The 23,874-nt window shown below is 66.9% G+C and carries 28 protein-coding genes; 7 read left to right on the top strand and 21 right to left on the bottom strand.

Going from position 1 to position 23,874, the window contains the following annotated elements:
* Positions 1 to 42: 42 nt before the first annotated feature.
* Positions 43 to 747, bottom strand: coding sequence for a SanA/YdcF family protein (locus tag R1101_RS0101765; RefSeq protein ID WP_016931772.1), 705 nt, complete (start codon positions 745 to 747; stop codon positions 43 to 45).
* Positions 748 to 787: 40 nt separating this feature from the next.
* Between R1101_RS0101765 and R1101_RS0101770 the strand changes: the two genes are divergently transcribed.
* Together R1101_RS0101770 and R1101_RS0101775 are read left to right on the top strand one after the other, a co-directional pair.
* Entirely contained in the window at positions 788 to 1,798 is a 1,011-nt protein-coding gene (locus tag R1101_RS0101770; RefSeq protein WP_016931773.1) for a PHP domain-containing protein, read from the top strand.
* A gap of 3 nt (positions 1,799 to 1,801) precedes the next feature.
* Positions 1,802 to 3,244: a flavin-containing monooxygenase gene (locus R1101_RS0101775; protein ID WP_016931774.1), complete on the top strand. Its 1,443-nt coding sequence runs from the start codon at positions 1,802 to 1,804 to the stop codon at positions 3,242 to 3,244.
* 3 nt (positions 3,245 to 3,247) lie between these two features.
* Here R1101_RS0101775 and R1101_RS0101780 read toward each other — a convergent pair whose 3' ends face one another.
* Positions 3,248 to 3,868: a class I SAM-dependent methyltransferase gene (locus R1101_RS0101780; protein WP_016931775.1), complete on the bottom strand. Its 621-nt coding sequence runs from the start codon at positions 3,866 to 3,868 to the stop codon at positions 3,248 to 3,250.
* Between the two features lie 85 nt (positions 3,869 to 3,953).
* Here R1101_RS0101780 and R1101_RS0101785 point away from each other — a divergent pair, with 85 nt between their 5' ends.
* Positions 3,954 to 4,244, top strand: a complete 291-nt coding sequence (locus tag R1101_RS0101785) for a putative quinol monooxygenase (RefSeq protein ID WP_016931776.1) — start codon at positions 3,954 to 3,956, stop codon at positions 4,242 to 4,244.
* A 47-nt stretch (positions 4,245 to 4,291) separates the two neighbouring features.
* Here R1101_RS0101785 and R1101_RS0101790 read toward each other — a convergent pair whose 3' ends face one another.
* Genes R1101_RS0101790 through R1101_RS30080 form a run of 3 tightly spaced genes read right to left on the bottom strand, consistent with a single transcriptional unit; the run spans position 4,292 to position 6,442 of the window.
* Positions 4,292 to 5,320, bottom strand: coding sequence for a pirin family protein (locus R1101_RS0101790; protein WP_016931777.1), 1,029 nt, complete (start codon positions 5,318 to 5,320; stop codon positions 4,292 to 4,294).
* Positions 5,317 to 6,231 (bottom strand): spermidine synthase, encoded by a 915-nt coding sequence (locus R1101_RS0101795; protein ID WP_016931778.1) that lies wholly within the window; start codon positions 6,229 to 6,231, stop codon positions 5,317 to 5,319. The genes R1101_RS0101790 and R1101_RS0101795 overlap by 4 nt, the downstream gene beginning before the upstream one ends.
* A 34-nt stretch (positions 6,232 to 6,265) precedes the next feature.
* Positions 6,266 to 6,442, bottom strand: a complete 177-nt coding sequence (locus tag R1101_RS30080; protein WP_016931779.1) for a hypothetical protein — start codon at positions 6,440 to 6,442, stop codon at positions 6,266 to 6,268.
* Between R1101_RS30080 and ggh the strand changes: the two genes are divergently transcribed.
* Complete coding sequence (ggh, locus tag R1101_RS0101805) at positions 6,441 to 7,778, top strand: glucosylglycerate hydrolase (RefSeq protein ID WP_016931780.1); 1,338 nt, start codon at positions 6,441 to 6,443, stop codon at positions 7,776 to 7,778. The genes R1101_RS30080 and ggh overlap by 2 nt on opposite strands.
* Positions 7,779 to 7,800: 22 nt before the next feature.
* Here the strand turns inward: ggh and R1101_RS0101810 are convergent, their stop codons facing one another.
* The 4 genes from R1101_RS0101810 to R1101_RS0101825 form a co-directional block, all read right to left on the bottom strand.
* Positions 7,801 to 9,924, bottom strand: a complete 2,124-nt coding sequence (locus tag R1101_RS0101810; RefSeq protein WP_051017434.1) for a PhoX family protein — start codon at positions 9,922 to 9,924, stop codon at positions 7,801 to 7,803.
* Between the two features lie 84 nt (positions 9,925 to 10,008).
* Entirely contained in the window at positions 10,009 to 11,241 is a 1,233-nt protein-coding gene (locus R1101_RS0101815) for an alpha/beta fold hydrolase (protein WP_016931782.1), read from the bottom strand.
* A gap of 60 nt (positions 11,242 to 11,301) precedes the next feature.
* Positions 11,302 to 12,096 (bottom strand): LLM class F420-dependent oxidoreductase, encoded by a 795-nt coding sequence (locus tag R1101_RS0101820; protein ID WP_026002780.1) that lies wholly within the window; start codon positions 12,094 to 12,096, stop codon positions 11,302 to 11,304.
* Positions 12,097 to 12,106: 10 nt separating this feature from the next.
* Positions 12,107 to 12,733, bottom strand: coding sequence for a TetR/AcrR family transcriptional regulator (locus R1101_RS0101825; RefSeq protein ID WP_016931784.1), 627 nt, complete (start codon positions 12,731 to 12,733; stop codon positions 12,107 to 12,109).
* Positions 12,734 to 12,835: 102 nt separating this feature from the next.
* Here R1101_RS0101825 and R1101_RS0101830 point away from each other — a divergent pair, with 102 nt between their 5' ends.
* Positions 12,836 to 14,005 (top strand): acyl-CoA dehydrogenase family protein, encoded by a 1,170-nt coding sequence (locus R1101_RS0101830; RefSeq protein ID WP_016931785.1) that lies wholly within the window; start codon positions 12,836 to 12,838, stop codon positions 14,003 to 14,005.
* 10 nt (positions 14,006 to 14,015) lie between these two features.
* Complete coding sequence (locus tag R1101_RS0101835; RefSeq protein WP_016931786.1) at positions 14,016 to 15,152, top strand: acyl-CoA dehydrogenase family protein; 1,137 nt, start codon at positions 14,016 to 14,018, stop codon at positions 15,150 to 15,152.
* A gap of 10 nt (positions 15,153 to 15,162) precedes the next feature.
* On the opposite strand, the gene R1101_RS0101840 is transcribed toward R1101_RS0101835, so the two are convergent.
* The 12 genes from R1101_RS0101840 to R1101_RS0101895 all read right to left on the bottom strand — a co-directional run bounded on the left by R1101_RS0101840 (position 15,163) and on the right by R1101_RS0101895 (position 22,296).
* Complete coding sequence (locus tag R1101_RS0101840) at positions 15,163 to 15,456, bottom strand: gas vesicle protein K (RefSeq protein ID WP_016931787.1); 294 nt, start codon at positions 15,454 to 15,456, stop codon at positions 15,163 to 15,165.
* Entirely contained in the window at positions 15,453 to 15,680 is a 228-nt protein-coding gene (locus R1101_RS0101845) for a gas vesicle protein (RefSeq protein WP_016931788.1), read from the bottom strand. The genes R1101_RS0101840 and R1101_RS0101845 overlap by 4 nt, the downstream gene beginning before the upstream one ends.
* Positions 15,677 to 16,465, bottom strand: coding sequence for a GvpL/GvpF family gas vesicle protein (locus tag R1101_RS0101850; RefSeq protein WP_016931789.1), 789 nt, complete (start codon positions 16,463 to 16,465; stop codon positions 15,677 to 15,679). Before R1101_RS0101850 ends, R1101_RS0101845 begins: the two co-directional genes overlap by 4 nt.
* Positions 16,458 to 16,844, bottom strand: coding sequence for a gas vesicle protein GvpJ (gene gvpJ / locus R1101_RS0101855; protein WP_016931790.1), 387 nt, complete (start codon positions 16,842 to 16,844; stop codon positions 16,458 to 16,460). The genes R1101_RS0101850 and gvpJ (R1101_RS0101855) overlap by 8 nt, the downstream gene beginning before the upstream one ends.
* Positions 16,841 to 17,137, bottom strand: coding sequence for a gas vesicle protein GvpO (gene gvpO / locus R1101_RS0101860; protein WP_016931791.1), 297 nt, complete (start codon positions 17,135 to 17,137; stop codon positions 16,841 to 16,843). Before gvpO ends, gvpJ (R1101_RS0101855) begins: the two co-directional genes overlap by 4 nt.
* A 4-nt stretch (positions 17,138 to 17,141) precedes the next feature.
* Entirely contained in the window at positions 17,142 to 17,396 is a 255-nt protein-coding gene (locus R1101_RS0101865) for a gas vesicle protein GvpG (RefSeq protein WP_016931792.1), read from the bottom strand.
* Positions 17,397 to 17,399: 3 nt separating this feature from the next.
* A complete protein-coding gene (locus tag R1101_RS0101870; RefSeq protein ID WP_016931793.1) occupies positions 17,400 to 18,212 on the bottom strand; it encodes a GvpL/GvpF family gas vesicle protein in 813 nt (270 codons plus the stop codon).
* On the bottom strand, positions 18,212 to 18,622 hold the full coding sequence (gvpJ, locus tag R1101_RS0101875) for a gas vesicle protein GvpJ (protein WP_016931794.1): 411 nt from the start codon (positions 18,620 to 18,622) through the stop codon (positions 18,212 to 18,214). Before gvpJ (R1101_RS0101875) ends, R1101_RS0101870 begins: the two co-directional genes overlap by 1 nt.
* On the bottom strand, positions 18,619 to 19,965 hold the full coding sequence (locus R1101_RS0101880; RefSeq protein ID WP_026002781.1) for an SRPBCC family protein: 1,347 nt from the start codon (positions 19,963 to 19,965) through the stop codon (positions 18,619 to 18,621). Before R1101_RS0101880 ends, gvpJ (R1101_RS0101875) begins: the two co-directional genes overlap by 4 nt.
* Positions 19,966 to 19,970: 5 nt before the next feature.
* Positions 19,971 to 20,666: a hypothetical protein gene (locus R1101_RS0101885; protein ID WP_016931796.1), complete on the bottom strand. Its 696-nt coding sequence runs from the start codon at positions 20,664 to 20,666 to the stop codon at positions 19,971 to 19,973.
* 296 nt (positions 20,667 to 20,962) lie between these two features.
* On the bottom strand, positions 20,963 to 21,490 hold the full coding sequence (locus R1101_RS0101890; RefSeq protein ID WP_016931797.1) for a TIGR04338 family metallohydrolase: 528 nt from the start codon (positions 21,488 to 21,490) through the stop codon (positions 20,963 to 20,965).
* Positions 21,487 to 22,296 carry a DUF2786 domain-containing protein gene (locus tag R1101_RS0101895; RefSeq protein WP_026002782.1) on the bottom strand — a complete coding sequence of 270 codons (810 nt, stop codon included), beginning with the start codon at positions 22,294 to 22,296 and terminating at the stop codon, positions 21,487 to 21,489. The genes R1101_RS0101890 and R1101_RS0101895 overlap by 4 nt, the downstream gene beginning before the upstream one ends.
* 97 nt (positions 22,297 to 22,393) lie before the next feature.
* On the opposite strand from R1101_RS0101895, the gene R1101_RS0101900 reads away from it, so the two are divergent.
* Entirely contained in the window at positions 22,394 to 23,845 is a 1,452-nt protein-coding gene (locus tag R1101_RS0101900; protein WP_016931799.1) for an alanine/glycine:cation symporter family protein, read from the top strand.
* The last annotated feature ends 29 nt before the right edge of the window (positions 23,846 to 23,874 follow it).

The raw sequence follows: 23,874 nt of genomic DNA on the forward strand, positions 1-23,874 counted from the left end.
CCCCCTCCGGTGACGAGAGCTGTGGGGCGCATGGACACGAGCCTAGGAATCCGACGGCGGGGTGGCCACCACACCGTGCTCGAGACCGGACAGGATCTCGGCCAGCCGGTCGTCCGGCGGCGTCGACACCGCCGGGTCGCGGGGAAAGCGGAGTTCGAGAAACGCCTTGGGCCGCGACAGCACGTACTCGCGCGCCAGATTCCTGATCCGCGTGCGCGGCCGCACGTCGTTCGCAGCGCGAACCCCGGCGATGTCGATCCCCACCCGCCTGCACAACGCCACCGCGCGCGGCAGGTGGAACGACTGGGTCGTGACCAGGGCCTGTCGCACTCCGTAGGTGGCGACGGCACGCCGGGCGGTGTCGTAGGTGTCGAGACCGTACGGATCGGCGACGATCCGCTCGCGGTTCACGCCCTGCTCGACGAGATACGAGATCATCGCCTCGATCTCGTCGCCCGAGTTTCCCGCCGCATCGCCCGAGACGAGCACGGCCTGCACCCGTCCCCGCTCCATCAGCGCGACCGCGACGTCGAGCCGGCTGCGGAGCACCCGCATGGGACGTCCCCGGTGCACCCGCGCGCCCGGCACGATCACCACCGGCGCCGCCGGCGCATCGTCCACCTCGTATACGAGGTCCTTCGCCTCGACCGCCACACGCGCGGAGACGAGTGTCAGCGCGGACACCGCACCGACGGCCAGTGCGGAGATCACACCGAGAGGAGACGACGACCTGACGGATTCGAGCATGCGTCCCAGATTACGGACGTCCCGCGGCCACAATGGAGGGGTGGACCCCGTCGACGCGCTCCGTGAAGTCGCCTTCTGGCTCGAACGCGACCATGCCGACACCTATCGCGTGCAGGCCTACCGCCGCGCGGCCGAGGTGCTCGCCGACGTGAGCGAACACAAGCGCGAGGTCTTGCGGAAGACCGACTCGTGGACCGACCTGCCGGGCGTCGGGAAGAAGACCGCGACGATCGTTCGCGAGTCGTTCGACGGAGTACCCGCCTATCTCGCGCAGTTGCGTGAGGAGGCCGAGCCGATCGGGCGCGGCGCCCGCGACCTGCTCGAGTCGCTGCGCGGCGATCTGCACACCCACTCGAACTGGTCCGACGGTGGCAGCCCGATCGACGAGATGCACCGTGTCGCGTCGACGATGATCGGGCACGAGTACTTCGCCCTCACCGACCACTCCCCTCGGCTGAAGGTCGCGAACGGCCTGACCGCGGAGCGATTGCGTCAGCAGCTCGGCATCATCGCGCAGATCAATGAGAACAACGGCGGCGCAAGGATTCTCACGGGGATCGAGGTGGACATCCTCGACGACGGTTCGCTCGATCAGGACGAGGGTCTGCTCGCCGAACTCGACGTCGTGGTCGCGAGCGTGCACTCGAACCTGCGGGCCGACCGGTCGGTGATGACGAAACGCATGTTGCGTGCGGCAGCGAACCCCCACGTCGACGTCCTCGGGCACTGTACGGGGAGGCTCGTCGCCGGTGGCCGTGGGAGCCGGCCCGAATCGACGTTCGACGCCGAGAAGGTCTTCGCCGCATGTCGCGACCACGACACCGCCGTCGAGATCAACTGCCGGCCCGAACGACGCGACCCGCCCTCGCGTCTCGTCGATCTGGCACTCGAGATCGGGTGCCTGTTCTCCATCGACACCGACGCGCACGCGCCCGGGCAGCTCGACTGGCTCGGGTACGGTTGCGAACGTGCCGCCGAGCGGGGTGTCGAACCCGAACAGGTGATCAACACCTGGGGGGTCGACGACCTGCTGGCGTGGACCGACAGGTAGGGGATGCACGTGGAACACATCGACGTACTGATCGTCGGAGCCGGACTCTCCGGCATCGGTGCCGCTTACCGGCTGCAGACACGCTGCCCGGATCTCGAGTACGCGATCCTCGAGAGTCGAGAGGCGATCGGCGGTACCTGGGATTTGTTCCGGTACCCCGGAATCCGGTCGGACAGCGACATGTACACGCTCGGTTTCCCGTTCCGCCCGTGGCGGGGCGAGAAGTCCATCGCCGACGGTCCCGACATCCTGCAGTACATCCGCGACACCGCCGCCGAGTTCGGCATCGACAAACGGATCCGGTTCGGCCGCAGGGTGATCGACGTATCCTGGTCCTCGGAGGACGCCCGCTGGACGGTCCGCGCCACGGCCGGGGGCGGTACCGTCGAGATCTCCTGTACCTTCCTCTACATCTGCAGCGGCTACTACAGCTACGAGTCCGGTTATCTCCCCGACATCCCCGGTCTGCAGGATTTCGCCGGAACGATCGTGCACCCGCAGTTCTGGCCCGACGATCTCGACTACGAGGGCAGGAAGGTCGTGGTGATCGGCAGCGGCGCCACGGCTGTGACGCTCGTGCCCGCTCTCGCGGAGAAGGCCGAGCACGTGACGATGCTGCAGCGCTCTCCCACCTACGTGATGTCGCTGCCTGCGCGCGACCCGATCGCCGCGCGGATACGGCGTGCCCTGCCGGATCCGGTGGCCCACCGTGCGGTGCGGGCGAAGAACGTGGTGCTCAATCTCGGCTTCTACCAGTTCTGTCAGAGATTTCCCTCGGCGGCGAAGCGCGTGCTGCGCACGCTCGTCGAGCGTCGTCTGCGTGGCCACGTCCCGGTCGATCCGCACTTCTCGCCGCGCTACGACCCGTGGGATCAGCGGCTGTGCGTGGTCCCCGATTCCGACCTGTTCCGCACCCTGCGCGCCGGGAAGGCCGAGATCGTCACCGACCGGATCGACACCGTCACCGAGAAGAGTGTGCGGCTGGAGTCCGGACGAGAACTCGAGGCCGAGATCCTGATTCCCGCAACCGGTCTGCGATTGGTGCCGGCGGGCGGAATCGAATTCGTCGTCGACGGCGAGAAGATCGACCTCTCCACCCGGTTCATCTACCGGGGCATGATGCTCGACGGCGTTCCCAATGCCGCGATGTGCCTGGGCTACACCAATGCGTCGTGGACATTGCGTGCCGATCTCGCGTCCCTCTACGTATGCCGGGTGCTGCGGCACATGCGCCGCAACGGTTACCGCTCGGCGGTTCCGAGATATTCGGGCGACGGACGCACCCGTCCGCTTCTCGGTCTCGACTCGGGCTACATCCACCGGGCGGAAGGTGCTCTCCCCAAACAAGGTTCGCGTAGTCCGTGGCTCATGCGCCAGAACTATCTCCTCGACCTGCCCACCATGCGGTTCGGGCGCATCGACGAGTCGATGGTGTTCACACCCTGACCGTCAGCGCCGGCGCGCCGCCAGATGGAGGTCGGGGAAGCGATGGCCGGCGTCGGGACGGCCGACCGTCCGCCACACCTCGTCGAAACCGGCGTCGGACAATGCCGCGGCGAGACGATCCGGGTGCCACCGCCACGCCGGCGCCACCGCGTGATCGAACTCGACCACCTCGCCGGGGGTGTCGGTGGTCTGGCCCGTGATGAGCACCACTCCCCCGGACGGGATCCTCTGCGCCCACCCGTCGAGGATCCCGAGGATCTCGGACGGCGCAACGTGGATGAGGCTGTACCGCGCGATGATCGCGCCCGGAACCACTCCGCGCAGCTCGTCGGACCCGAGTCGTGCATCGTCCCGGACGAAGCGCAGGGCAGGATAGGCACCCCGCGCGATGCGCAGCATCTCCGTGCTGGGATCGAGGCCGAGCACGTCGAGTCCGCGTTCGGCGAGGTCCGCGGCCACGTATCCGGGTCCGCACCCCACGTCCAGCACGACGCCCTGCACCGGGCTGTGCCGTACCATCTCGGCGAAGGCGGCGACGGTGTGGCGTTCGAGCGGCGTCAGGTAAGGATCGGGGAACAGCTCGACGTACAGATCCGCGAGGGCGTCGTATCCGGGCTGGGTCACTCCGGCATGGTACGACGGGCCGCGATGAGTTCGACCCCGTTCACAGGTCCTACCGACGACGAGTCGGTTACCGCAGGAGGGATCCATGATCATCGTCGCAGGACATCTCACCGTCGACGCCGAGCGGCGCGAGTCCTACCTGGCGACCTGTGAGGCCGTCGTCGAGGCCGCGCGCAGAGCACCGGGGTGCCTCGACTTCGCCGTCACCGCGGACCTGCTCGAACCCGACCGCGTCTGCATCTACGAACGGTGGGAGTCGCAGGCACACCTCGACACCTTCCGCGGCAGCGGGCCCGGCGACGATCAGGCCCGCTGGATCCGGTCGATGGCGGTGGCCGAATACCGCGTCCCGGATGTGCAACCGTCGAACGAGTAGTTCTCGTCGCAGATCCTGCGGGAGATCGACAGGATCTGCGCACGCGGTCAGCGTTGCTCGAGCTTCTCGTCGGGATACCGGGCGAATCGCCCGGCGTCGCGGTCGTGCACGGGACCGTCGCTGTCCCAGGGCCATCCACCGAATCCGGTGCGGCGGTAGTCCTCGAACGCCTGGCGGATGTCGGCCTCGTCGTCGAGCACGAACGGGCCGTACGAGACGACGGGTTCGCCGATCGGTCGGCCCTGCAGCATCAGGATCTGCGTGCCCTCGTCGCCGCCGGTGAGGTGTACCGGCACCGACGCGTCGACGACGACCCCGTGTCCGGACTCGATCGTCCGGTCGCCGATCCGCACCGGAGAGCCGCTGTACACGTACAGGACCCGCTGCGTCCGGTCGCCGCGTGCGGCCGGCAGCTCCCAGCGCGCGCCGGACGACAGGTCGATGTTCCAGATCGCCACGTCGGTGCCGGGTCGGGACGCCCACGAATTCGGCGGGGGCGGAGGTGGAGTGGAGCCGTCGAGTTCACCGGCGAGGACCCGGACGGAGACCGCGCGTCCGTCCTCGTCCGCGACCGTCACCGTGGGAGTGTCCTCGTTCCACAGCATCGAGAAGTGCGGGTCGGCGGTCTTCGATTCGGCCGGCAGGTTCAACCAGATCTGGAACAACTCGAGCGGGTTGCCCGAATCCTTGTTCAGCAGAGGGAACATCTCGCTGTGCACGATGCCGTTGCCGGCGGTGAGCCACTGCGTGTCGCCCTCACCGAAACGCGCCGCCGCACCCACCGAATCGGAGTGGTCGACGAAACCCGAGCGGACGAAGGTCACCGTCTCGAAGCCGCGGTGCGGATGTCCGGGGAAGCCGGGGACGGTGGTGCCGTGGTACATGCTCCAGCCCGCCGGGTTGCCGAAGTCCTGGCCGAGCGGGCGGCCGTCGAGCGATGCGTCGGGTCCGAGATCGTCGTTGCCCGCCGGATAGGCGTCGAGGTGGTGCACGGCGAACAGGAACGGATCGAGCGTCTGCCAGGGCGAACCCAGCCGGAACACCTGGAGTACCGGAGTGGAGGCTGCTGAGGTCATGACCGGTGCAACTCTGTGCCCCTGCTCTTTGTTCCGGGTGGTGTGGTGGCCTCACTGTCGTCGAGTACACGCGACCCGGCGGCGAACTTCACCACCTGGTCATCCAGGCGTATCTGTGCGGGTACGGCCCCGCCGAGCAGGTCGCGGGCAAGGGCCGGGGACTCGCCGAGCGGCAGGTCGCTGCCGGCGATGACGACGTTGCCGTAGCGACGTCCCTTGAGCATCGCGGGGTCGGCGATGATCACCGTGTGCTCGAAGACCTCCCCGATCGTCGCGGCCTCACGTTTCGCGACGGCCAGATCGCGGAAGTCACCGCAGTTGACGACGTACACACCGCCGGGCGCGAGCACCCGCCGGGCGTGCTGCGTGAACTGGGCGGTCGTGAGCGCGACGGGAGTTCGGTTGTAGGCGAAGACATCCCGCACGATCACGTCGCGGCTCGCGTCGGAGAGCGAGGTGAGGACCTGGCGGGCCTCCCCCACCCGGATGCGCAGCAACGGGGCGCGGGGCAGATCGAACCAGTGGCGGACGAGTTCGGCGAGGCGGCCGTCGATCTCGACGACGACCTGCCGCGCGTCGGGGTAGACCGCGGCGAAGTAGCGCGCCATCGTGCACGCACCCCCACCGAGGTGCAGCACGCGCAGTCTCGAGTCGCGTTCGAACCTGCTCTCGACGAGCATCGCGATCCATCGCATGTACTCGAACTCGAGCAGGGCCGGGTCGCTCAAATCGATGTGCGAGCTGGGCACCCCGTTGATCTCGAGGACCCATCCGTCGGCGAGATAGCGGTCCTTGACGAGCTCGCACGTGCCCGTGTCGATGTCGTACAGCCCCTCGACCGGGCCGACCGGGGCACCCGCCTTCTCCTTGCGCGGCGACGATGCGGCGCGGCCACCTCGTTGCCTGCTCATACGACGAGCCTAGTCCCACCCGCCCGGTGTCCGATCAGAGGTGGAGCTCCTCCTTGTGCATCATCGAGGTCGCAACGACCCTGATGACGGAGGTGAGGGCGAGATCACCGCAGGCGAGCCACCGACCGCGGGTCGCGCCGAATGTGTCGACGCTGTTACAGCTACGGCCCTCGTCGTGCGAATCCGTCCGCACGACCGAGAATGGGGCCATGCCGGACCGAGGATTCACTTCCACGCAGCTCGCCGCCCGCGCGGCGTACTTGCTGCGTGGCAACGACCTGGGCACCATGACGAGTGCCGCTCCCAAGCTCTATCCACACATGTGGAGCTGGGATGCGGCGTTCGTCGCCGTGGGCCTCGCGCCGCTGAGTGTCGAACGAGCAGTGGTCGAACTCGACACCTTGCTGTCGGCGCAGTGGAAGAACGGGATGATCCCGCACATCGTCTTCGCCAACGGCGTCGACGGTTATTTTCCCGGCCCGTCGCGCTGGGCGGTCTCCGAGCTGGCCGCACACGCACCGGGTCAGGTGCAGACCTCGGGCATCACCCAGCCTCCCGTGCACGCCGTCGCCGTGCAGCGCATCCTCGAACATTCGAGGCGGCACGGTCGCTCGACGCGTGCTGTCGCCGAGGAGTTCCTGGACCGCCGGTGGGCGGATCTGGTGCGCTGGCACCGCTGGCTCGCCCACGCGCGCGATCTCGACGGCAACGGCCGGATCGCGCTGTACCACGGGTGGGAGTCGGGCATGGACAACTCGCCGCGCTGGGATGCGGCGTACGCCAACGTCGTCGCCGGTCCGGTACCACCCTTCCACCGTGAGGATCTCGAACACGTCGCCGACGCCACCCAGCGACCCAGCGATCGTGAATACACGCGTTATCTGTGGTTGCTCGAGGAGATGAAGACGGCGCACTACGAGGACGGCGTGCTCGCGAAGGCCATGAGCTTCGCGGTGGAGGACGTCTTCGTCAGTGCGGTGTTCTCGTTGTCGTGTGAGGTGCTCGCGACCATCGGCGAAGAGCACTCCCGCCCCAACGCCGATGGTCGCGAGTTGTATTCATGGTCGGACCGATTCCGGAAGGGGGTGATAGCCACGACCGACTCCCGGACGGGCGCGGCGAAGGACTTCGATCTGCGCAGCGGGAAGTGGGTCGCCACCGACACTCTCGCGATGTTCGCTCCGCTGCTGTGCGGTGGGCTCGACCGGCAGGCCGAACGGGCACTGTTGCGCACCTTCGAAGGACCGAAGTTCTGCGGGCATCCGGATCTGCGCTACGCGGTGCCGCCGTCCACCTCCCCCGTCTCGGGCGACTTCCGACCGCGCGAGTACTGGCGCGGACCGGTGTGGCCCGTGATGACCTGGCTGTTCTCGTGGGCCTTTGCTCGTCGAGGTTGGGCCGAACGCGCGAACGTGCTTCGCGCGGAAGGACTCCGGCAGGCGAGCGACGGCACCTTCGCCGAGTACTACGAACCGTTCACCGGCGACCCGCTCGGCAGTATGCAGCAGTCGTGGACCGCCGCAGCGGTATTGGACTGGCTGGGTTAGGCCGCTCCACGCACGAGGGGCATCAGACTCCGATCCGACCGCCGTCCGACTTCCACGCCGCGACCACGGAAGGGCGCGGCTGGGAGTCGCCTCCGTCGGGCCAGTGCGAGGCCGGCGACGCCCACGACGCGTCGTCGGTCTCCCCGGGATGCTGGACACACACCACGACACGGCCGTCCTGCACGATCGGACCGCACGTCTCCGCGCCGATCGGCACGGTGAGGAACTGCTTCGTCTCCCCGCGGCGCGGTCCGTCGAGGACGACGCTGAACAACCCGTCGTTGGAGCCGAGTGCGTTGCCGTCCGTGGAGATCCACAGGTTGCCGTACGAATCGAAGGCCAGGTTGTCCGGGCACGAGATCGGGCTGACCTGCGACTTGTCGAAACCGCCGAAGTAGGTGTCGGCCTCGTTCGGATCGCCGCACACGAGCAGCAGGGTCCAGGTGAAGGACGTACCGGCGTGGTCGTCGTCGATCTCGAGAACCTGACCGTTCTTGTTGTTCTCGCGCGGATTCGCCTCGTCCGCCGGCGCCGCTCCGTCGACACCGCGCTTGGTGTTGTTGGTGAGGGCGACGTAGACCTTGCCGGTGACCGGGTTCGGTTCGAAGTCCTCGGGACGATCCATCTTCGTCGCGCCCACCTTGTCGCCCGCGAGTCGCGTGAACACCGCGACCTCCTCGGCGCTCATGCCGTCGACCAGCGACTCGGCGCTGCCGTCCTCGTTCGAACGCAACAACGGGATCCACTCGCCGCTGCCGCGGAACTCGCCGGCCTCGGGAAGCGTTCCGGATCCGTCGATCTCGTCCGGATGGTCCCCCCTGAGCTTGGCGACGTAGAGCGTGCCGGCGTCGAGCAGGGTCATGTTGTGCCGCAGCGCCACTCGTGAGTTCCCGGGCTGCATCTTCCGCGACGAGACGAACTTGTACATGTAGTCGAAGCGTTCGTCGTCGCCGCTGTAGGAGACGACGGTGCCGTCACCGGTGACGTGGACGGTGGCCGCCTCGTGCTTGAACCGTCCGAGGGCGGTGTGCTTGACGGGTACCGAGTTCGCATCCCACGGGTCGATCTCGACGATCCACCCGAACCGGTTGACCTCGTTGGGTTCCGCGGCGATGTCGAAGCGCCGGTCGAATCGTTCCCACTTCCGTTCGGTTTCTGCGCCCTCGAGTCCGTACCGGGCGAGACGTTCGGCGGCGACCGGGTCCGTCACGCTCTCGGCGTTGGCGAAGTACTGGTCGAAATTCTCCTCGCCGGACAGCACGGTGCCCCAGGGCGTGAGACCACCGGCGCAGTTGTTGAACGTCCCGGCGACCCGCGTGCCGGTCGGGTCGGCAGAGGTCTTCAGCAGGTCGCTGCCCGCGGCCGGTCCCGTGAGGAGAAATGGGGTGGTTCCGGTGATTCGACGGTTGTACTCACCGAATTCCGGTGTCAGACGACCGGTCCCTGGTTCACCCTTCACTTGGACCACCGACAGTCCGTGACCGGCGATGCCGATGCGTACCTGTTCCTCGGTGGGGGAATCCGCGTCGTAGTCGGCGAACATGAAAGGCTCGGTGGTGTATTCGTGATTGACGACGAGCAGATGGGTGTCGGGCCTGCCGTCCACCGGTAGCAGACCGGCGAAGTCGTTGTTGAACCCGAACTGTTTCTCCTGAGCGGCGGCCGTCTGACTGCCGATGTCGAAGGCCGGAGCGTCGGGCAACACCGGGTCGCCCCAGCGGATGACGACCTCCTGCTCGTAGCCGTCCGGAACCGTCACCGCGTCATCGGTGTTCGGGGCCACGGCGGTGAAGTTCGTGCCGTCCGGCACCGGACCGAGATCACCCGCGCCCGCTGCGTCGCTGCCGGCAGCCGCGGCGGAATCGTCCGCACAGGCCGTCAGAACGCCACCGGCACCGACGGCGAGCACCGCCATGGCACCGCCCCGCAGCACCCCGCGACGCGAGACGGCGGCTCGAACGATGTCGCCGAAGTACTCACCGCGCGAGGTGTTGGGAACTGCGTGCGAACAGGCGTCCCCGCACTTGTACTTGCAGGTGATGTTCGAGCGCGACGATATGCCGTCGTGCGTGACGAACAGGGGCAGGATCCTACGGGCCACGACTATCTCCTCGGAATCGGTTCGACGCGGGAACCGTAGGAGCATCAGGCGAGTCGGACGGAACGAGAAGGTGAACACCCGATGAGCATTCGGCTGCCGTGAGACGGCAATCACAGAAGGAGAGCGAACTCAGCCCGGGGCGATGCGGTCCAGGTCCATGATCGGCCGTACGCCGGGACGTTCGCCGTCGAAGAACTCGTCGTCCGGTGGTTGCTCGTCCTCGTCCTGCACCTCGCCGGGTCTCGCGTCGACGAACGGCACCACCCGGTCGGCGATCGCGTCGTTGTACGAGTCGGGTGCCCGGATGGGATCGGCGTGCCCGGTGCGGTCGAGTTTCGACACCAGAAGGGTGCCGTCGATACCACCCGACCGGTCGACGAGGATCCGGTGACTGTACTCGACGTCCACGACAGTGTCGGCCGATGCATTCCGTGGTCGAAGAAACACCACGGCGGGCCGGATCTTGTCGCCGCGCTCGTCGGCCAGTGCCTTCAGGTTGTCCACCGCGCCGGACGCGACGATCGCCCGGAACTGCGACTCGATCAACCCGTTGCTCGCCGCGTCCGTCGAGAAGATCTTGTCGTGCAGCACCTCGGTCGCGGCCTTCGTCAATTCCTCGGTGTCGATCCGGCGGTACCACCGCTCGGAAGGAACGACGAAGCGGTCCTTCCGGGCGACGATCTCGACGAGCATCCGCATGCTGCGGCTCTCCCGCGCACCCGGCAACCAGCCGATCCAGCGCAGCAGATCCTCACCGGCGTCACGCGCGTCGGCCCGGACGGCGTGCAGGTCCAGCGGCGTGCAGTCCAGAATGACACCGGTGACCTCGAGCGGGGTGTCCTGATACAGGTGCTGCGCAACTTCGAGGGCGATGATCCCGCCCATGCTGTGCCCCGTGAGCACGATGTTCTCTATGCCGGTCCACGCCGCGCGCTCCTGGATCAGGCGGCTGACGACGGCGGTGTCGAGACCACTGTTGTCGTACTCGACCGCCCACACCTGTCCGAGTTCGCTCAGTGCGGGCAGCGCCGTGGCGGTGTCGGTCGCGTCGAGGTTGCCGAGACCCACGAGATCGACCACGGCCGTGTCGCGATCCTCCCGTGCCGCCGCGTCGTATATCGGATGCAGCTGAGGTCGGGTGAGGGCGAGCCGCTCACGGACCGGCGCGACGTCCCACGCCCAGTACTGGGTGAACAGGGCGACGAGTGGGAGCGCCGCGACGGCCGTGCGTGCGAGAGCTCGCCGGAGCCGACCGAACCGGACCCAGTGATGTCCGGTGCGGGTGTCGCGGAGACGGCGCCGCCGGCGACCGTCGTCCCAGTCGTCGGCGGTGCAGGGCGGAAGCCATGGTGCGTTCGACATGCACCACCGATGCTACCGACGCACGGTGCTCGGCTCAGGGCCCGTCGGTACGGGCCGGGATCAGCTCAGCCCCGTCAGCGGGGGTGCGGAGTTGTCGTCGCGCCATGCGATGGCTTCCCGCAACTCGTCGAGGTCGTAGTCGGGACCGCCGACACCCACGGTGAACTGGGTGATACCGAGATCGACATAGGACGGTGCGGCCTCGGCGCCGGGCCACGAGGTGGACCGTTCGATCTCCTCGGGACGACGACCGGTGTCGGCGCAGCGCTGCGCGAGGATCTCGGACTTCTCGGCGTGCGTCTCCATCTCGCCGAAGCTGTGCCAGATGTCGGCGTACTTCGCGACCATCGGCAGTGTCTTCTTCGGGCCGCCGCCACCGATGAGGATGGGAATGTGCCGGGTGGGCTGTGGGTTCAGCTTGCCGAGGCGGTTCACGATGCGGGGCATGTACTCGGCGAGCAGGTCGAGGCGGGAACCCTTGGTGCCGAATTCGTAGCCGTACTCGTCGTAGTCCTTCTCGAACCAGCCCGAACCGATGCCGAGGATGAGACGGCCGCCGCTGATGTGGTCGACGGTGCGGGCCATGTCGGCGAGCAGGTCGGGGTTGCGGTAGCCGCCTCCGGTGACCAGGGCGCCGATCTCCACGCGTTCGGTCTGTTCGGCCCAGGCGCCGAGCATCGTCCAACATTCGAAGTGGGCGCCGTCGGGGTCGCCGTAGAGCGGGTAGAAGTGGTCCCAGTTGAACACGATGTCGACGCCGGCGTCCTCGGCGCGGAGCACGGTGTCGCGGATGACGCCGTAGTCGGGTTGCTGCTGGGGCTGAAGTTGGAGTCCGATGCGAATGGGGCGCGTCATGGAGTCCACGTTAGGGCAACATCTCGTATCGTCGCCCGAGTTCTCGCAGGAAGGACTCGAGAACGAGGTCGAAGCTCTCGGCGTCGATCTCGGCTGCGTACTCGCGGAGCCGATGCGCCTGTGACAGATGCGGATACCGCTCGTTGTAGGTGTCGATGTGATCGTCGAACCCCCCCGCGAACGACGTGATCGCGGAGCCGATGACGATGTACTTGATCGAGGCGCCGATCATCGTCGCGAACCGCGGTGGCCAGCCGGCGCGCGTGAGACCGCCGTGGATGGCGTCGGACGCCTGGAGGGAGACGGGCCGGGTGCCGGGACTCGCGGCGAGGAAGGGAACCATGTTCGGGTGCGCGGCGAGCGCGTCCCGGTAGGTACGGGCCCACCGGCGTAGCGCTTCCTGCCAGTCGTCCCCGGCGAACGCGCTGACGTCGACCGATTCGCCGATGGCGTCGGCGATGTCGTCGAGCAGCTGTTCCTTGGTGGAGTAGTGGCTGTAGAGCGACGGGGCGCGCACACCGAGTTCGGCGGCGATCCGGCGCATCGACACGGCGTCGAGGCCGTGTTCGTCCACGAGTCGCAGCGTGACGTCGCGGATGAGTTCACGGCTGAGCAGAGGCGTGCGGGGGCGCGCCATCCGTGGTCCTCCTTACGAGCAGGCCTGGACGAACTAACGATGTAAGGTTAGTTTGGAATCGCGAGAAGCGCTACGGCGCCGGCATCCCTGGAAGGTCTCTCCATGAACCTGAAGCTCACCGAGGAGGAGCGCGCGTTCCGCGACGAGCTGCGCACCTTCTTCACCACCGAGATCCCCGCCGACGTGCGCGCGAAGACCGCGTCCGGCACCCCGCTGGGCAAGGACGACTTCGTTGCCGTCCAGCGCATCCTGCATTCGCGGGGCCTCGCCGTTCCCAACTGGCCCGTCGAATGGGGCGGCCAGGACTGGACACCGATGCAGCGCAATATCTGGCTCAGCGAGCTGCAACTCGCCTCGGTGCCCGATCCGCTGCCGTTCAACGCGTCGATGATCGGCCCGGTCATCGCCCAGTTCGGCTCGCAGGAGATGAAGGAACGCTTCCTTCCCGCCACCGCGAACCTCGACATCTGGTGGTGCCAAGGCTTCTCCGAGCCCGAGGCCGGCTCCGATCTCGCCTCCCTCAAGACCCGCGCCGTTCGCGACGGTGACGATTACATCGTCAACGGGCAGAAGACGTGGACGACGCTCGCCCAGCACGCCGACTGGATCTTCTGCCTCGTGCGCACCGATCCGAACGCGAAGAAGCAGGCCGGTATCTCGATGCTGCTCTTCCCGATGGACACCCCCGGTGTCACCCGTCGCCCGATCAAGTTGATCGACGGAAGCTACGAGGTCAACGAGGTCTTCTTCGAAGACGTGCGGGTTCCCGCAGAGAACCTCGTCGGTGAGGAGAACACCGGCTGGACACAGGCGAAGTTCCTGCTCGGCAACGAGCGCACCGGCATCGCCCGCGTCGGCGCCACCAAGGTGAAGCTCGCCCGTGCGAAGTCCCTCGCGGCCGAGACCCGCCTCGGGGGCGGATCACTGCTCGACGATCCGATCTTCGCGGCACGTCTGGCCGAACTCGAGAACGAACTGCTGGCTCTCGAGCTCACCCAGCTGCGCGTCGTCGCCGGGTCGGCCGACGGCAAGCCCAATCCGGCGTCGTCACTGCTCAAGATGCGCGGTTCCGAGCTGCAGCAGGCCGCGACCGAGCTGCTCGTCGACATCGCCGGCCCCGATTCGCTGCCCGCCGGTGAGGCCGATATCGACTCGCCCGACTGGGCCCGGCTCACGACGCCGACCTACCTCAACAACCGCAAGGTCACCATCTACGGTGGATCGAACGAGGTCCAGCGTTCGATCATCGCTTCCTCGATTCTCGGACTGTGAGGCCCCGGACATGAATTTCGAACTCGACACCGAACAGGACATGCTTCGCGCGACCGTCCGCGACCTGCTCTCGGGCGCGTACGACGTCGAGTCGCGCAACCGGGTGGCCGAGAGCGACCTGGGATGGAACCGCGACGTGTGGAAGCAGCTCGCCGAACTCGGCGTGCTCGGTCTGCCCTTCGCCGAGGAACACGGCGGTATGGGGGCCGGCCCGGTGGAGGTCATGGCCGTCATGACCGAGATCGGTCGTGCCCTCGCGCCGGAGCCCGTGCTCGACTGCGTCTACCTGCCCGGCCGCCTCGTCGCCGAGATCGGCAGCGACGCGCAGCGCTCGGATATCGTTCCGCGACTGTCCGAAGGCACCGCGCTGCTGGCGTTCGCACACGACGAACCGGGCAGCCGCTGGCCGCACACCGAGGTGGCCACCACCGCAGCGCGCGACGGCGACTCCTGGACGTTGTCCGGGCGTAAGAACCCTGTGCTGCACGGTGATTGCGCCGACACGCTGATCGTCTCCGCGAAGCTTCCCGAAGGTGGCATCGGCCTGTTCGTCGTCGACGCCGGAGCCGACGGTCTCACCCGCACGCCCTACCGCACCCACGACGGGCGTCGCGGCGCGCAGGTCGTGCTCGAGAACGTCGCGGCCACCCCGCTCGGTGAGGCGGTCGACGCGTCGGCAGCGATCATCGCAGCTCAGGTGCACGCGCAGGCGGCGCTGTGCGCCGAGGTGGTCGGAGCTCTCGACTCCTCGGTGCAGCTGACGACGGGTTACCTGAAGCAGCGCAAGCAGTTCGGTGTGCCGCTGTCGATGTTCCAAGCGCTCACCCACCGCGCCGCCGACATGTACGTGCTGTACGAGCTGGCGTCGAGCATGAGCCTGTACGCGACGATGGCACTCGCCGACGGCATCGTCGATCCTGCGATCGCGTCGCGTGCCAAGCTGCAGGTCGGCCGGTCCGCACGCAAGATCGGTCAGGAGGCGGTACAGATGCACGGTGGCATCGGTGTCACGGCCGAGCACTCCATCGGTCACTACCTCAGCCGCCTGACCGCGATCGAGCACACCCTCGGCACCATGGACGATCACCTGCGGGTGCTCGCCGGCGGCCTGAAGGACTACGAGCTCGTGGAGATCGCCGGAATGTGACCGCTCGGGCTCACTCCCGGGGCAGCAGTGTCCCCAGCGGACCGAGATCGATGTTGAGATCCTCGGGGGTGAGCCCGAAATGGTCGCGCAGTTCCGCCATGCGCTGTTCGAGCAACATCAGAGTCGTTCCGAGGCGTTCGATCTGTTCGTCGCTGAGGTCGCCTGCGTCCACGCGGTGCAGTGCCTGACGTTCCATGAGTTGCCGGAGCAATTCGACGAGTGTGAGCACCAGCGTCACCAGGCCCCGCTCCACGGATTCGGGGTCGGCGTCGATGCGTGAGGGGATGTGTGCGGACTCGCTCATGTGCCCTCCCGCGCTCCACGCGGAACGGGGACATCGATCCCCGGTACGGACAGCGTGCTGATCGACGAGATGAGCGCGCGCAGCGAGATCCGCACCAGATCGATCTCCGCGATCGAGAGGGTGATGTCGCCGGTAATGACCACACCTCCGGACAGCACCCGATCCAGCAGATCGATCAGGGCGATCCGTCGCTCCTCGTCCACCGACCCGTCGGCGTGCCTCACGGTGATATCCGTTCTGCTCCCGCGAACGAATAGGGCGGCCACGGCCCACTCGTCTCGAGGCGGATCCCCGAGAATTGCGATCCGAGTTCTTCCACTTCGGAACGGAATTCGTCCGTCCGGTCGTCGTCGACGAGATACGTGCCGTTGAGCACCATCCATTCGTGGCTTCCGCTCAGCGCCGGATCGGTCGGCGCGCCCCGGCGACCCGCCGCGGACGTGCGCAACAATCGGTCGTGGATCTCGTTCGCGCGTGCCGCCGCGTCGCGTTCGACGTTCTCCTGTGCTGCGAGTTGCGCGCGACGACGGAGCAGATAGGCCGTGCCGCTTCCGGAACCTGCTTCGCCCGAGTCGGATTCGGCGACGGCCGCAGTCAGCGTCTTCCGGTCCGCGAACGCCTTGACACCCCACTCGGTGCGTCCCGCGACGAGGGTCAGCGCCGACGAGAACTGCTCCTCGTGTTCGGTCAGGAGGGCACGGACTCGAGCGTCGTCGAGGCAGACGGTCGCGAGCCGGAGCGGTACGACCGATACGTGCCGCGCCAGGCCGGCGACAACCGAATCATGGGCACGCGCCACTCTTTCCAGCCAGTCCAGGTCCTCGAGATTGCGTGCCAGCGCGGCCTCGCCGAAGTCGTCCAGAGGTACCGTTCCGACCACGGCGGTCAATCCCCCCTCGTGCACCGCACGGATCTGTTCGCCGGCCACACCGGAGGCGGCCTCGGTCTCGTCACCGGCGAGCGCTCCGTCGGTCACGGCGTACATCCACACACCGGTCGTCTCAGTCACGGTCCTCCTCGTCCACGATCTCCGCCGGTTCCTCTTCCGTGGCCGCCTCGAGCGCGGCCAACCGCTCGCGCAGTTGCCTGTTCTCCAACTCGAGTTCCGCCCGGCCCGAATCGACCTCGGGTGTACGCGGTTTGCTCGTCAACCACGGATCGCTCTCCCACCAGTCGATTCCGACGGCCTTGGCCGTCTCGAGCGAGGCGATGACGAGGCGGAGTTTGATGGTGAGAAGTTCGATGTCGAGCAGATTCACCTGGATGTCGCCGGCGATCACCAGTCCCTTGTCGAGGACCCGTTCGAGGATGTCACCGAGATTGGTCGATCGTCCGCCACCCCCGTAGGGTTGCGGCGACGACGTGCCGCCTCCACCCACGACCGTCATGTCCCGGCCCTCGCTCCGATATCGCTGCTCCCGCGTCCGTAGCGCCGGGTCCGCCGATACGCGAGCAGACCCCCGTCCAGATCGATCTCCACCTCGTAGAGCGCGAGCATGTCGGCCGACGACGGTATCCGCCTGTCCTCGACGACTTCCACCTCGACGACCCATCCGTCCTCGGTGGGTTCGATCGAGGTGACGCCCTGAGCTTCCTTCGAGGTCAGCTCCTTCAGGTGGGTGAGGGCCGCCGATGCGGCCTCGGCCGCCGAGATCGCGGGCGGGCCGGTATCTCTCGCCATGGGATCACCCCTCTCCCTCGCCGGGAGCGGAGCCACCGCGGGAGATCATCCGGTTGAGCACGGCCTGTTGCGCCTCGTCCTTCTCCTCGGGAGTCAGTTCACCGGCCTCCGCCGCCTCCTCGATCTGCTCGAGTTCGCGTCGTACGTTGGCCGGATCGTGCAGTTGCTGCTCGACCTGCTCCTGGATGATCTCTCCGAGCCACATCACGCCCTTCACCGGAGCGAGAGGCAACGTGAACAGGGAGGACAGCAGTCCCATGCGTCAACCCTCCTCCTCCGGGTCGGATTTCGCCACGAAGTCGTAGGCCGCCATCGGGCCGAGCAACGAGATGTCGACCCGGTCCTCCCATTCCTGGCCCAGCTCGCGGAGAATCTGCTCGAGTTCGTCCTGCCGCTCGAGCTCGACGAGGATGGCGATGTGCACGGCATCCTGCTCGTGGGTGGGTTGCCGCTCGTTGACCATCGGATCGAGGGAGGACAGAGCCTCGACCGTGCGACGCGTGTCCTCGTTCCGTTTGGCTTCGATCGTCGCGTTGATGATCTCTCCGAGCGCCATCCGGGCCTCACGGGTCGCGTCCTCGGACTGTCCTCTGATCTGTTCCCGCAATTGTGCTGCGTCGGAGTTCTCTTCGAGAATCTCCTGCAGTATGGCCCTCTCGTCGTATCGTCCCTTCACGACGAACTGGGCGAGACCCTCGAGTTGCTCCAGCGCCGAGGCGAGTTCGTCCTCGTGCCCCTCGAGCAACTCCTCGGCCACTGCGTCGCGGTCGGTGAGAACAGCGCCGAATCGGAGAGGCAGGACCGGTGCGACGGCCACGGTCCCGTCGAGTAGTGCGGCATGTGCCTTGAGGTCGTCCGGTGTGCCCAGTGCCCGGTCGGTCGGGATCTCGCTCACCAGAGCGGCTATACCTCCGGAGCGGACGACGGAGATCTGCGCGGGTGGGTTACCCACGCCCTCCGCGTGGTCTTCCGGTTCCACATCGGACGGCACGATTCCGTACACGTATATTGCAGTGGTCGTGGCAGTTTCGTCGTTGTCACCCTGACCGGATCGTTCGGTCTGTTCGGTGGACATCAATCATCACCCCTGCGTGATCGTCGAGCAGGCTGCCGTTGTTCCTGCACGTCCCCGAGAAACTCGCTGACCTTCTCCCCAGCGGCCTCGAGAGCTCCTTTCGTCTTGTGCTTGGATCCACCGGAGGTGATGTCGCCGACCAGATCCGGAAGACCTTTCGGTTCGTTGTCGGAGATCTCCAGCCGGTTGACCGCTTCCGCGAACCGCAGATAGGTGTCGACGCTGGCGACGACGACGCGGGCGTCGATGGTGAGCAGTTCGATACCGACGAGTGAGACTCGCACGAATGCGTCGATGACGAGTCCCTTGTCCAGGATCGTGTCGATGACGTCGGCGAGGCCGGACGAGTTGGGGCGGGCCATGCCGCCCCCACCGCCACCGCCGCCGCCCCCTGCAGGTTGGATGGTCATGAGCGGGATCCTCTCGAGCGTGCCGAACGCGTGCCGGTGGACTTCGCCGCCCGGGTTCGTTTCGCGGGGGCACGTTTCCGAGGCGGTTCGGGTTCGTCCTCTTCTTCGTCCTCTTCTTCGTCTTCCTCTTCGCCGGCCTCTTCGTCGGGTTCCTCGTCCTCCTCATCCGGATACTCGTCCTCGAGGTCCTCCTCCTCGTCCTCGTCCCGGAGGTCCTCGTCGTCCGGCGACTCCTCGCCCTCTTCCTCGCCTTCGCCTTCGCCTTCGTCGAAATCTTCGTCCTCGTCGCGGATCTCGTCCTCGTCGCCGGACGTGTCGGCGTCTTCTTCCTCACCTGTTCCGGCGGAGTCCTCCTCGGTCTCCTCGCCGGTGTCCTCCTCCTGTTCCCGTTCCTCTTCCTCTCTGCGCGCCGTCTCGTCGTCCTTGACGACTTCGCTGTCGCGAATCTCTCCGTGCCAGCCCATGATGTCGTCGGGATGCAGCACGGCTTCGGTCATGACGTGGCGCCGGAAGTGCTTCAGTTCCAGGCGGGACCGGCGGCCCACTGCCCGCCACAGGTTCGCGGTGCGCTCGAACAGGCCCCGGGGGTGATATTCGAGGACCAGGAGGATCCGGGTGAGATCCGGTGTGAGCTCGTGGAAGGTCACTGCGCCGTCGATGTAACCCTTTCCGCCCTTGGAGCGCCACACGATCCGTTCGAACGGCACCTGTTCGAGGATCGTGGACTCCCAGTTCCGGCGCGACCAGAAGACCTTGCCGGTCCAGTGGAGTTTCTCGTCCTCGACCTGTTCGACCTGTTCGACCTTCTTCATGAACTTCGGCCAGTCGGCGAACTGGGTCCACAGATCGTAGGCAAGGTCGATCGGCACTCCTACGTCGATGCTCTCGACGATATTGGTGAGCTTGATCTTCTTGTTGCCACCACCGCCGCCCTTGCCCCCGCCGGTGACGGCCTCCTTGACGTCCTGGAACTTGTCCTTCGCGGTGCTCTTCAGGTTCTCGAACCCCGAGCTCGCCGCCGCCTTCAACGGCGACTCGCCCTGAGCGAGCTTGTCGACACCGGTCAGCGCACCGGCCAGATTTCCGCCCTTGCCCTCGGAGTAATCCTGTAATCGTCCCGCCGTACCGGTGACCCTGTCCGACAGGCTCGACAACGCATTCTGCGCGACGGTTCCCGCGAGGCCCTGCAACGATTGCTGCAGACCACCTGTCAGTCCGCCCGTGGCCTTCCCCGCCGTATCCGTGGCGGTGCGGCCGGCCTTACCGGCGGTATCGGTCGCGGTCTTCCCGACCTTGCCCACCGCGTCGGTGACTCCACCCGATACATCACTCAATCTGGCCATCGCTCTCACCGCTTCGTTCGACGTACGGGCGCACGACCGGAGGACGACGCACTGCTACGCGCTGCGCGCTTGCGCGGCTTGGGAGATGCCTCTTCCGAATCGTCCGAGTCTTCACTGTCGGATGTCTTCTTGCTGCGGGAAGCCCGCGGACGGGACGTGGCGCGGGCGGCACGGCGCCGGGGTGCGGAGCGCTCGGGTTCCGGTTCCTCGTCGTCGCCCGAATCTTCCTCGCCCGAATCCTCCTCGTCGGCACCCTCTTCGTCCGTCTCGTCGTAATCCGGTTCCTCGTCGCGAGTCCTGCTGCCGCGACTCCTGCCACCGCGACTTTCTTCCCCCTCGCGTGATTCGTCGTATTCGTCTTCGTATTCCGCGTCCTCGGGCTCCTCCTCCGCTCCGCCCCCGGCACCGCCGGCCCGCGCCTGCAGACGCTCGTTGAGGGCATCGATGCGGTGGCTGGCTGCGGTCACGGCTGCGGCACGCGCCGCGTGCATGAGTTCTCCGCGAACGGATTCGGTGATCTTGCTGACCTCGGGAGACGAACCGAGCATCGAGGCGCTTCGCTGCAGGAGTTCCTGCGGGTTGCTGGGCAGTTTGCCGGTGACTCCGGCACCGGCGAGCATCATGGCCAACCGCATCTTCTTGGTTCGGCCCAGGAAATATCCGATGCCCACACCGAGGGCGACTCGTGCTCCGGGTTTCATCACCGTTCTCCTTCATCTGCCGCGCGTCGTGGGGGCGTGCTCGGAAGGTGGCCGGAAGGTCTCGGTACGGTACGCAGCCGACGCGTGTATTTATGTGATGCAAACCACAGTACGTCACTCGGGACCGTGATTCGCATGCTTCGCCGCCATGCGGATCCGGGTAGGCGACGAGGGTCGGTAAAGTACCAATCAGTATGTTCTGCAGCAGGATACGAGTGTTGCTACATATTCGGTTCGCGCAGCGCGCTGTTCCCAAAGAGCAGTTCTCGTACCGGCAATGTCTTCGGAAACCGGATCTATCGGCCCGGCCCGGCCGGAGCGGTGATCCCCGTGGCCTGCAACGCGAATGCCGCTTCCGGGCCGATGATCTCGCCGACGAGGGCGAGGAAACGGTCGACGAAAGCGGGACCATGGGCACCCTCGGTGGCGTCGTCCGGATCCTGTGGATCGAGATGGTGCGCGAGTTCGTGCAGCACCACCATCTCCCGGAACGCCCATGCGGTGTTCGCGCGGTGCTCGGGAAGGGCGATCGTCGCGCAGTCGCGTTCGTAGTGCGCGGCCGCGTTGCCGGCCCGGGCCCGCACGCGCACGGGCACGGCGGCGCGCTCCCACCGCATGCTCACCCAGTCGAGGCCGAGCACGACATCGATGTAGTCCTGGACGGAAGCGATGGAGGCGAATCGCCTCTCGACCGGAAGCGTGACGTGGGAACCGGCGACCTCGACCGTTCTCAGGCCTCGTTCGTCGGCGCGGTCGAGCATCTTCCGTACGATCGATTCCGCTTCGTACACAGCGGTTCTGCGGGTGTCGCGCACCTTGGTCACCGTTCCAGCCTCCTCGGAGCCGACGGCAGTTCGGGTGCCGTTCCCAGTCGTGCCACCCGGCCGGCGCGATCGCCCGCGCGCTGGGCGTCGGCCGAGCGCGCCGACGGCGCCCGGTTGCCCCGCCAACTGCCCCGCGCCTGCGACGTACTGCTGTAGAAGTCCTGGAGTTCCAGATTCTTCCCCCGCAACACCAACGCCGTGCCCGGCGCGGATGTTTCCGCCTCGCGTTCGATCTGCTGCTTCGCCTCGGCCAGCCTGGCGCCGATCCGGGCGGCGAACGCCGACTGGAAGTTCAGTCGGGCCGTGACCGGGGCAACGGGTTTCCGTACGCGTGCGCGCACACGCCGGCCGCCGCGCTCCTCGACGACGGTGCGCACCGTGGTCTCGGCCCGGTAGGTGCCCTCACGCAGATACGCGTCGGACGCCCGGACCATCTGCACCAGCAGGGAGGAGTACAGGGCCTCGCAGACGTCGATGTCGTCGGCGAAGCCGTAGGCGTAGATGACGGTGGAGTTCGCGGTGATATCGCACTGCACGTCGTTGGCCGCGGCGATCGCGATGAACAACTGTGCGTAGGTACGCAGTCCCTTCTTCCCCGTCTCACCGATGGTGATCAGTCGCTGGACGGGGGCGGCACGGCGTTCCTTGGCCGCGGTGTGGCTGCGCGCGACCGCCAGATCGATCGAGGCGGACGTCGCGAGTCGCTGCGCTGCGGCGAGGAAGGCGTCGGCCTCGTGAGGGTTGTCGGTGGACTCCGCCTGGCGGAGCAACCCGCCGATACGGCTCAACATCTTGTCCGAACTCACCCCGCGAGCGTAGAGCCTGGCACCGACTCCGCCCACGAGACCGGGAACACGGACGAAATTCCTGCGAAACGGCCCACGACCCACCAAGATCGTGAAGATGGACTCTGCGGTCGATTTCGTCACCGATATCAACGACACCTTCTGGTACGCGGTGATCGCGTTGCTCGTCGGCTCCGGCCTGTACTACACCGTGCGCTCGCGATTCATCCAGATCCGGCTCGTGCCGGACATGCTGCGCTCCGTCGTCGAGAAACCGACGACGATGCCCGACGGCACGAAGGGGATCTCGCCCTTCCGGGCGTTCTCGGTATCCGCGGCCTCGCGTGTGGGCACCGGCAACGTGGCAGGTGTCGCGATCGCGATCAGCCTCGGCGGACCGGGCGCGGTGTTCTGGATGTGGGTGATGGCGACGATCGGCGCGGCCACCGCATTCCTCGAGTCCACCCTCGCCCAGTTGTACAAGGTGCGCGACAAGGATTCCTTCCGCGGCGGACCCGCCTACTACATGCAGTACGGGCTCGGAAAACGGTGGATGGGCATGATCTTCGCGGTGATCATCACGATCACCTACGGCTTCGTGTTCAACGCGGTACAGACCAATTCCATCGTCGACGCGGTCTCGAGTTCCGTGGGCGAGAAGTCGACGGGGTTGCAGGTGGGTGTGGGCCTCGTCGTCGCCGCCCTCGTGGCCGTGGTGATCTTCGGCGGAATCCGCCGCATCTCCGGAGTGTCGCAGGTGCTGGTGCCGATCCTGGCGATCGCCTATCTCGTGATCGGCGTCATCGTCGTGATCCTCAACATCGGTGAGGTTCCCGCGATGTTCCGGTTGATCGTCGAGAACGCGTTCGGCCTCGAGGAGATCGTCGGTGGAGGCTTCGCCGCAGCCTTCATGAACGGCATCCGCCGCGGGTTGTTCTCCAACGAGGCGGGCATGGGGTCGGCGCCGAACGCCGGTGCCACCGCGGCAGTTTCGCACCCGGTGAAGCAGGGCCTGGTCCAGAGCCTCGGTGTCTACTTCGACACCCTGCTGGTGTGTTCGATCACGGCCTTCATCATCCTGTTGTCCGAGCCCGAGTTCGGCAGCGGCCTCGAAGGCGCGGCCCTGACGCAGAATGCGCTCGCCCTGCAACTCGGCGACTGGACGGTCCACTTCCTGGCGGTGCTGATCTTCTTCCTCGCGTTCACCTCCGTGATCGGCAACTACTACTACAGCGAATCGAACATGGAGTTCCTCACCGGTTCGCGCCGAATCCTCCCCTACCTGCGGACGGCGGTCGTGGTGTGCGTGTTCCTCGGAGCCGTCGGCTCGCTCCCCCTCGTGTGGGCGCTGGCCGACCTCGCCATGGGAATCATGGCCACGGTGAACCTCATCGCGTTGATCCCGCTGTCGGGTATCGCCTACGCGTTGTTCCACCACTACTCCGCGCAGCGCAAGCAGGGACGCGACCCGGTCTTCCGCGCGGGCGACGTACCGGGCTTGCGCGGAATCCAGGTGTGGACGGACGAGGACCTCGCGCCGGTCGACCGTGATGCGGACAGGACACGGTAGATTCCCCTACCGCACGAGCGTGTTCCGCT

It is taken from the genome of Rhodococcus sp. R1101, assembly GCF_000278445.1.
Lineage (GTDB): Bacteria > Actinomycetota > Actinomycetes > Mycobacteriales > Mycobacteriaceae > Rhodococcus > Rhodococcus gordoniae.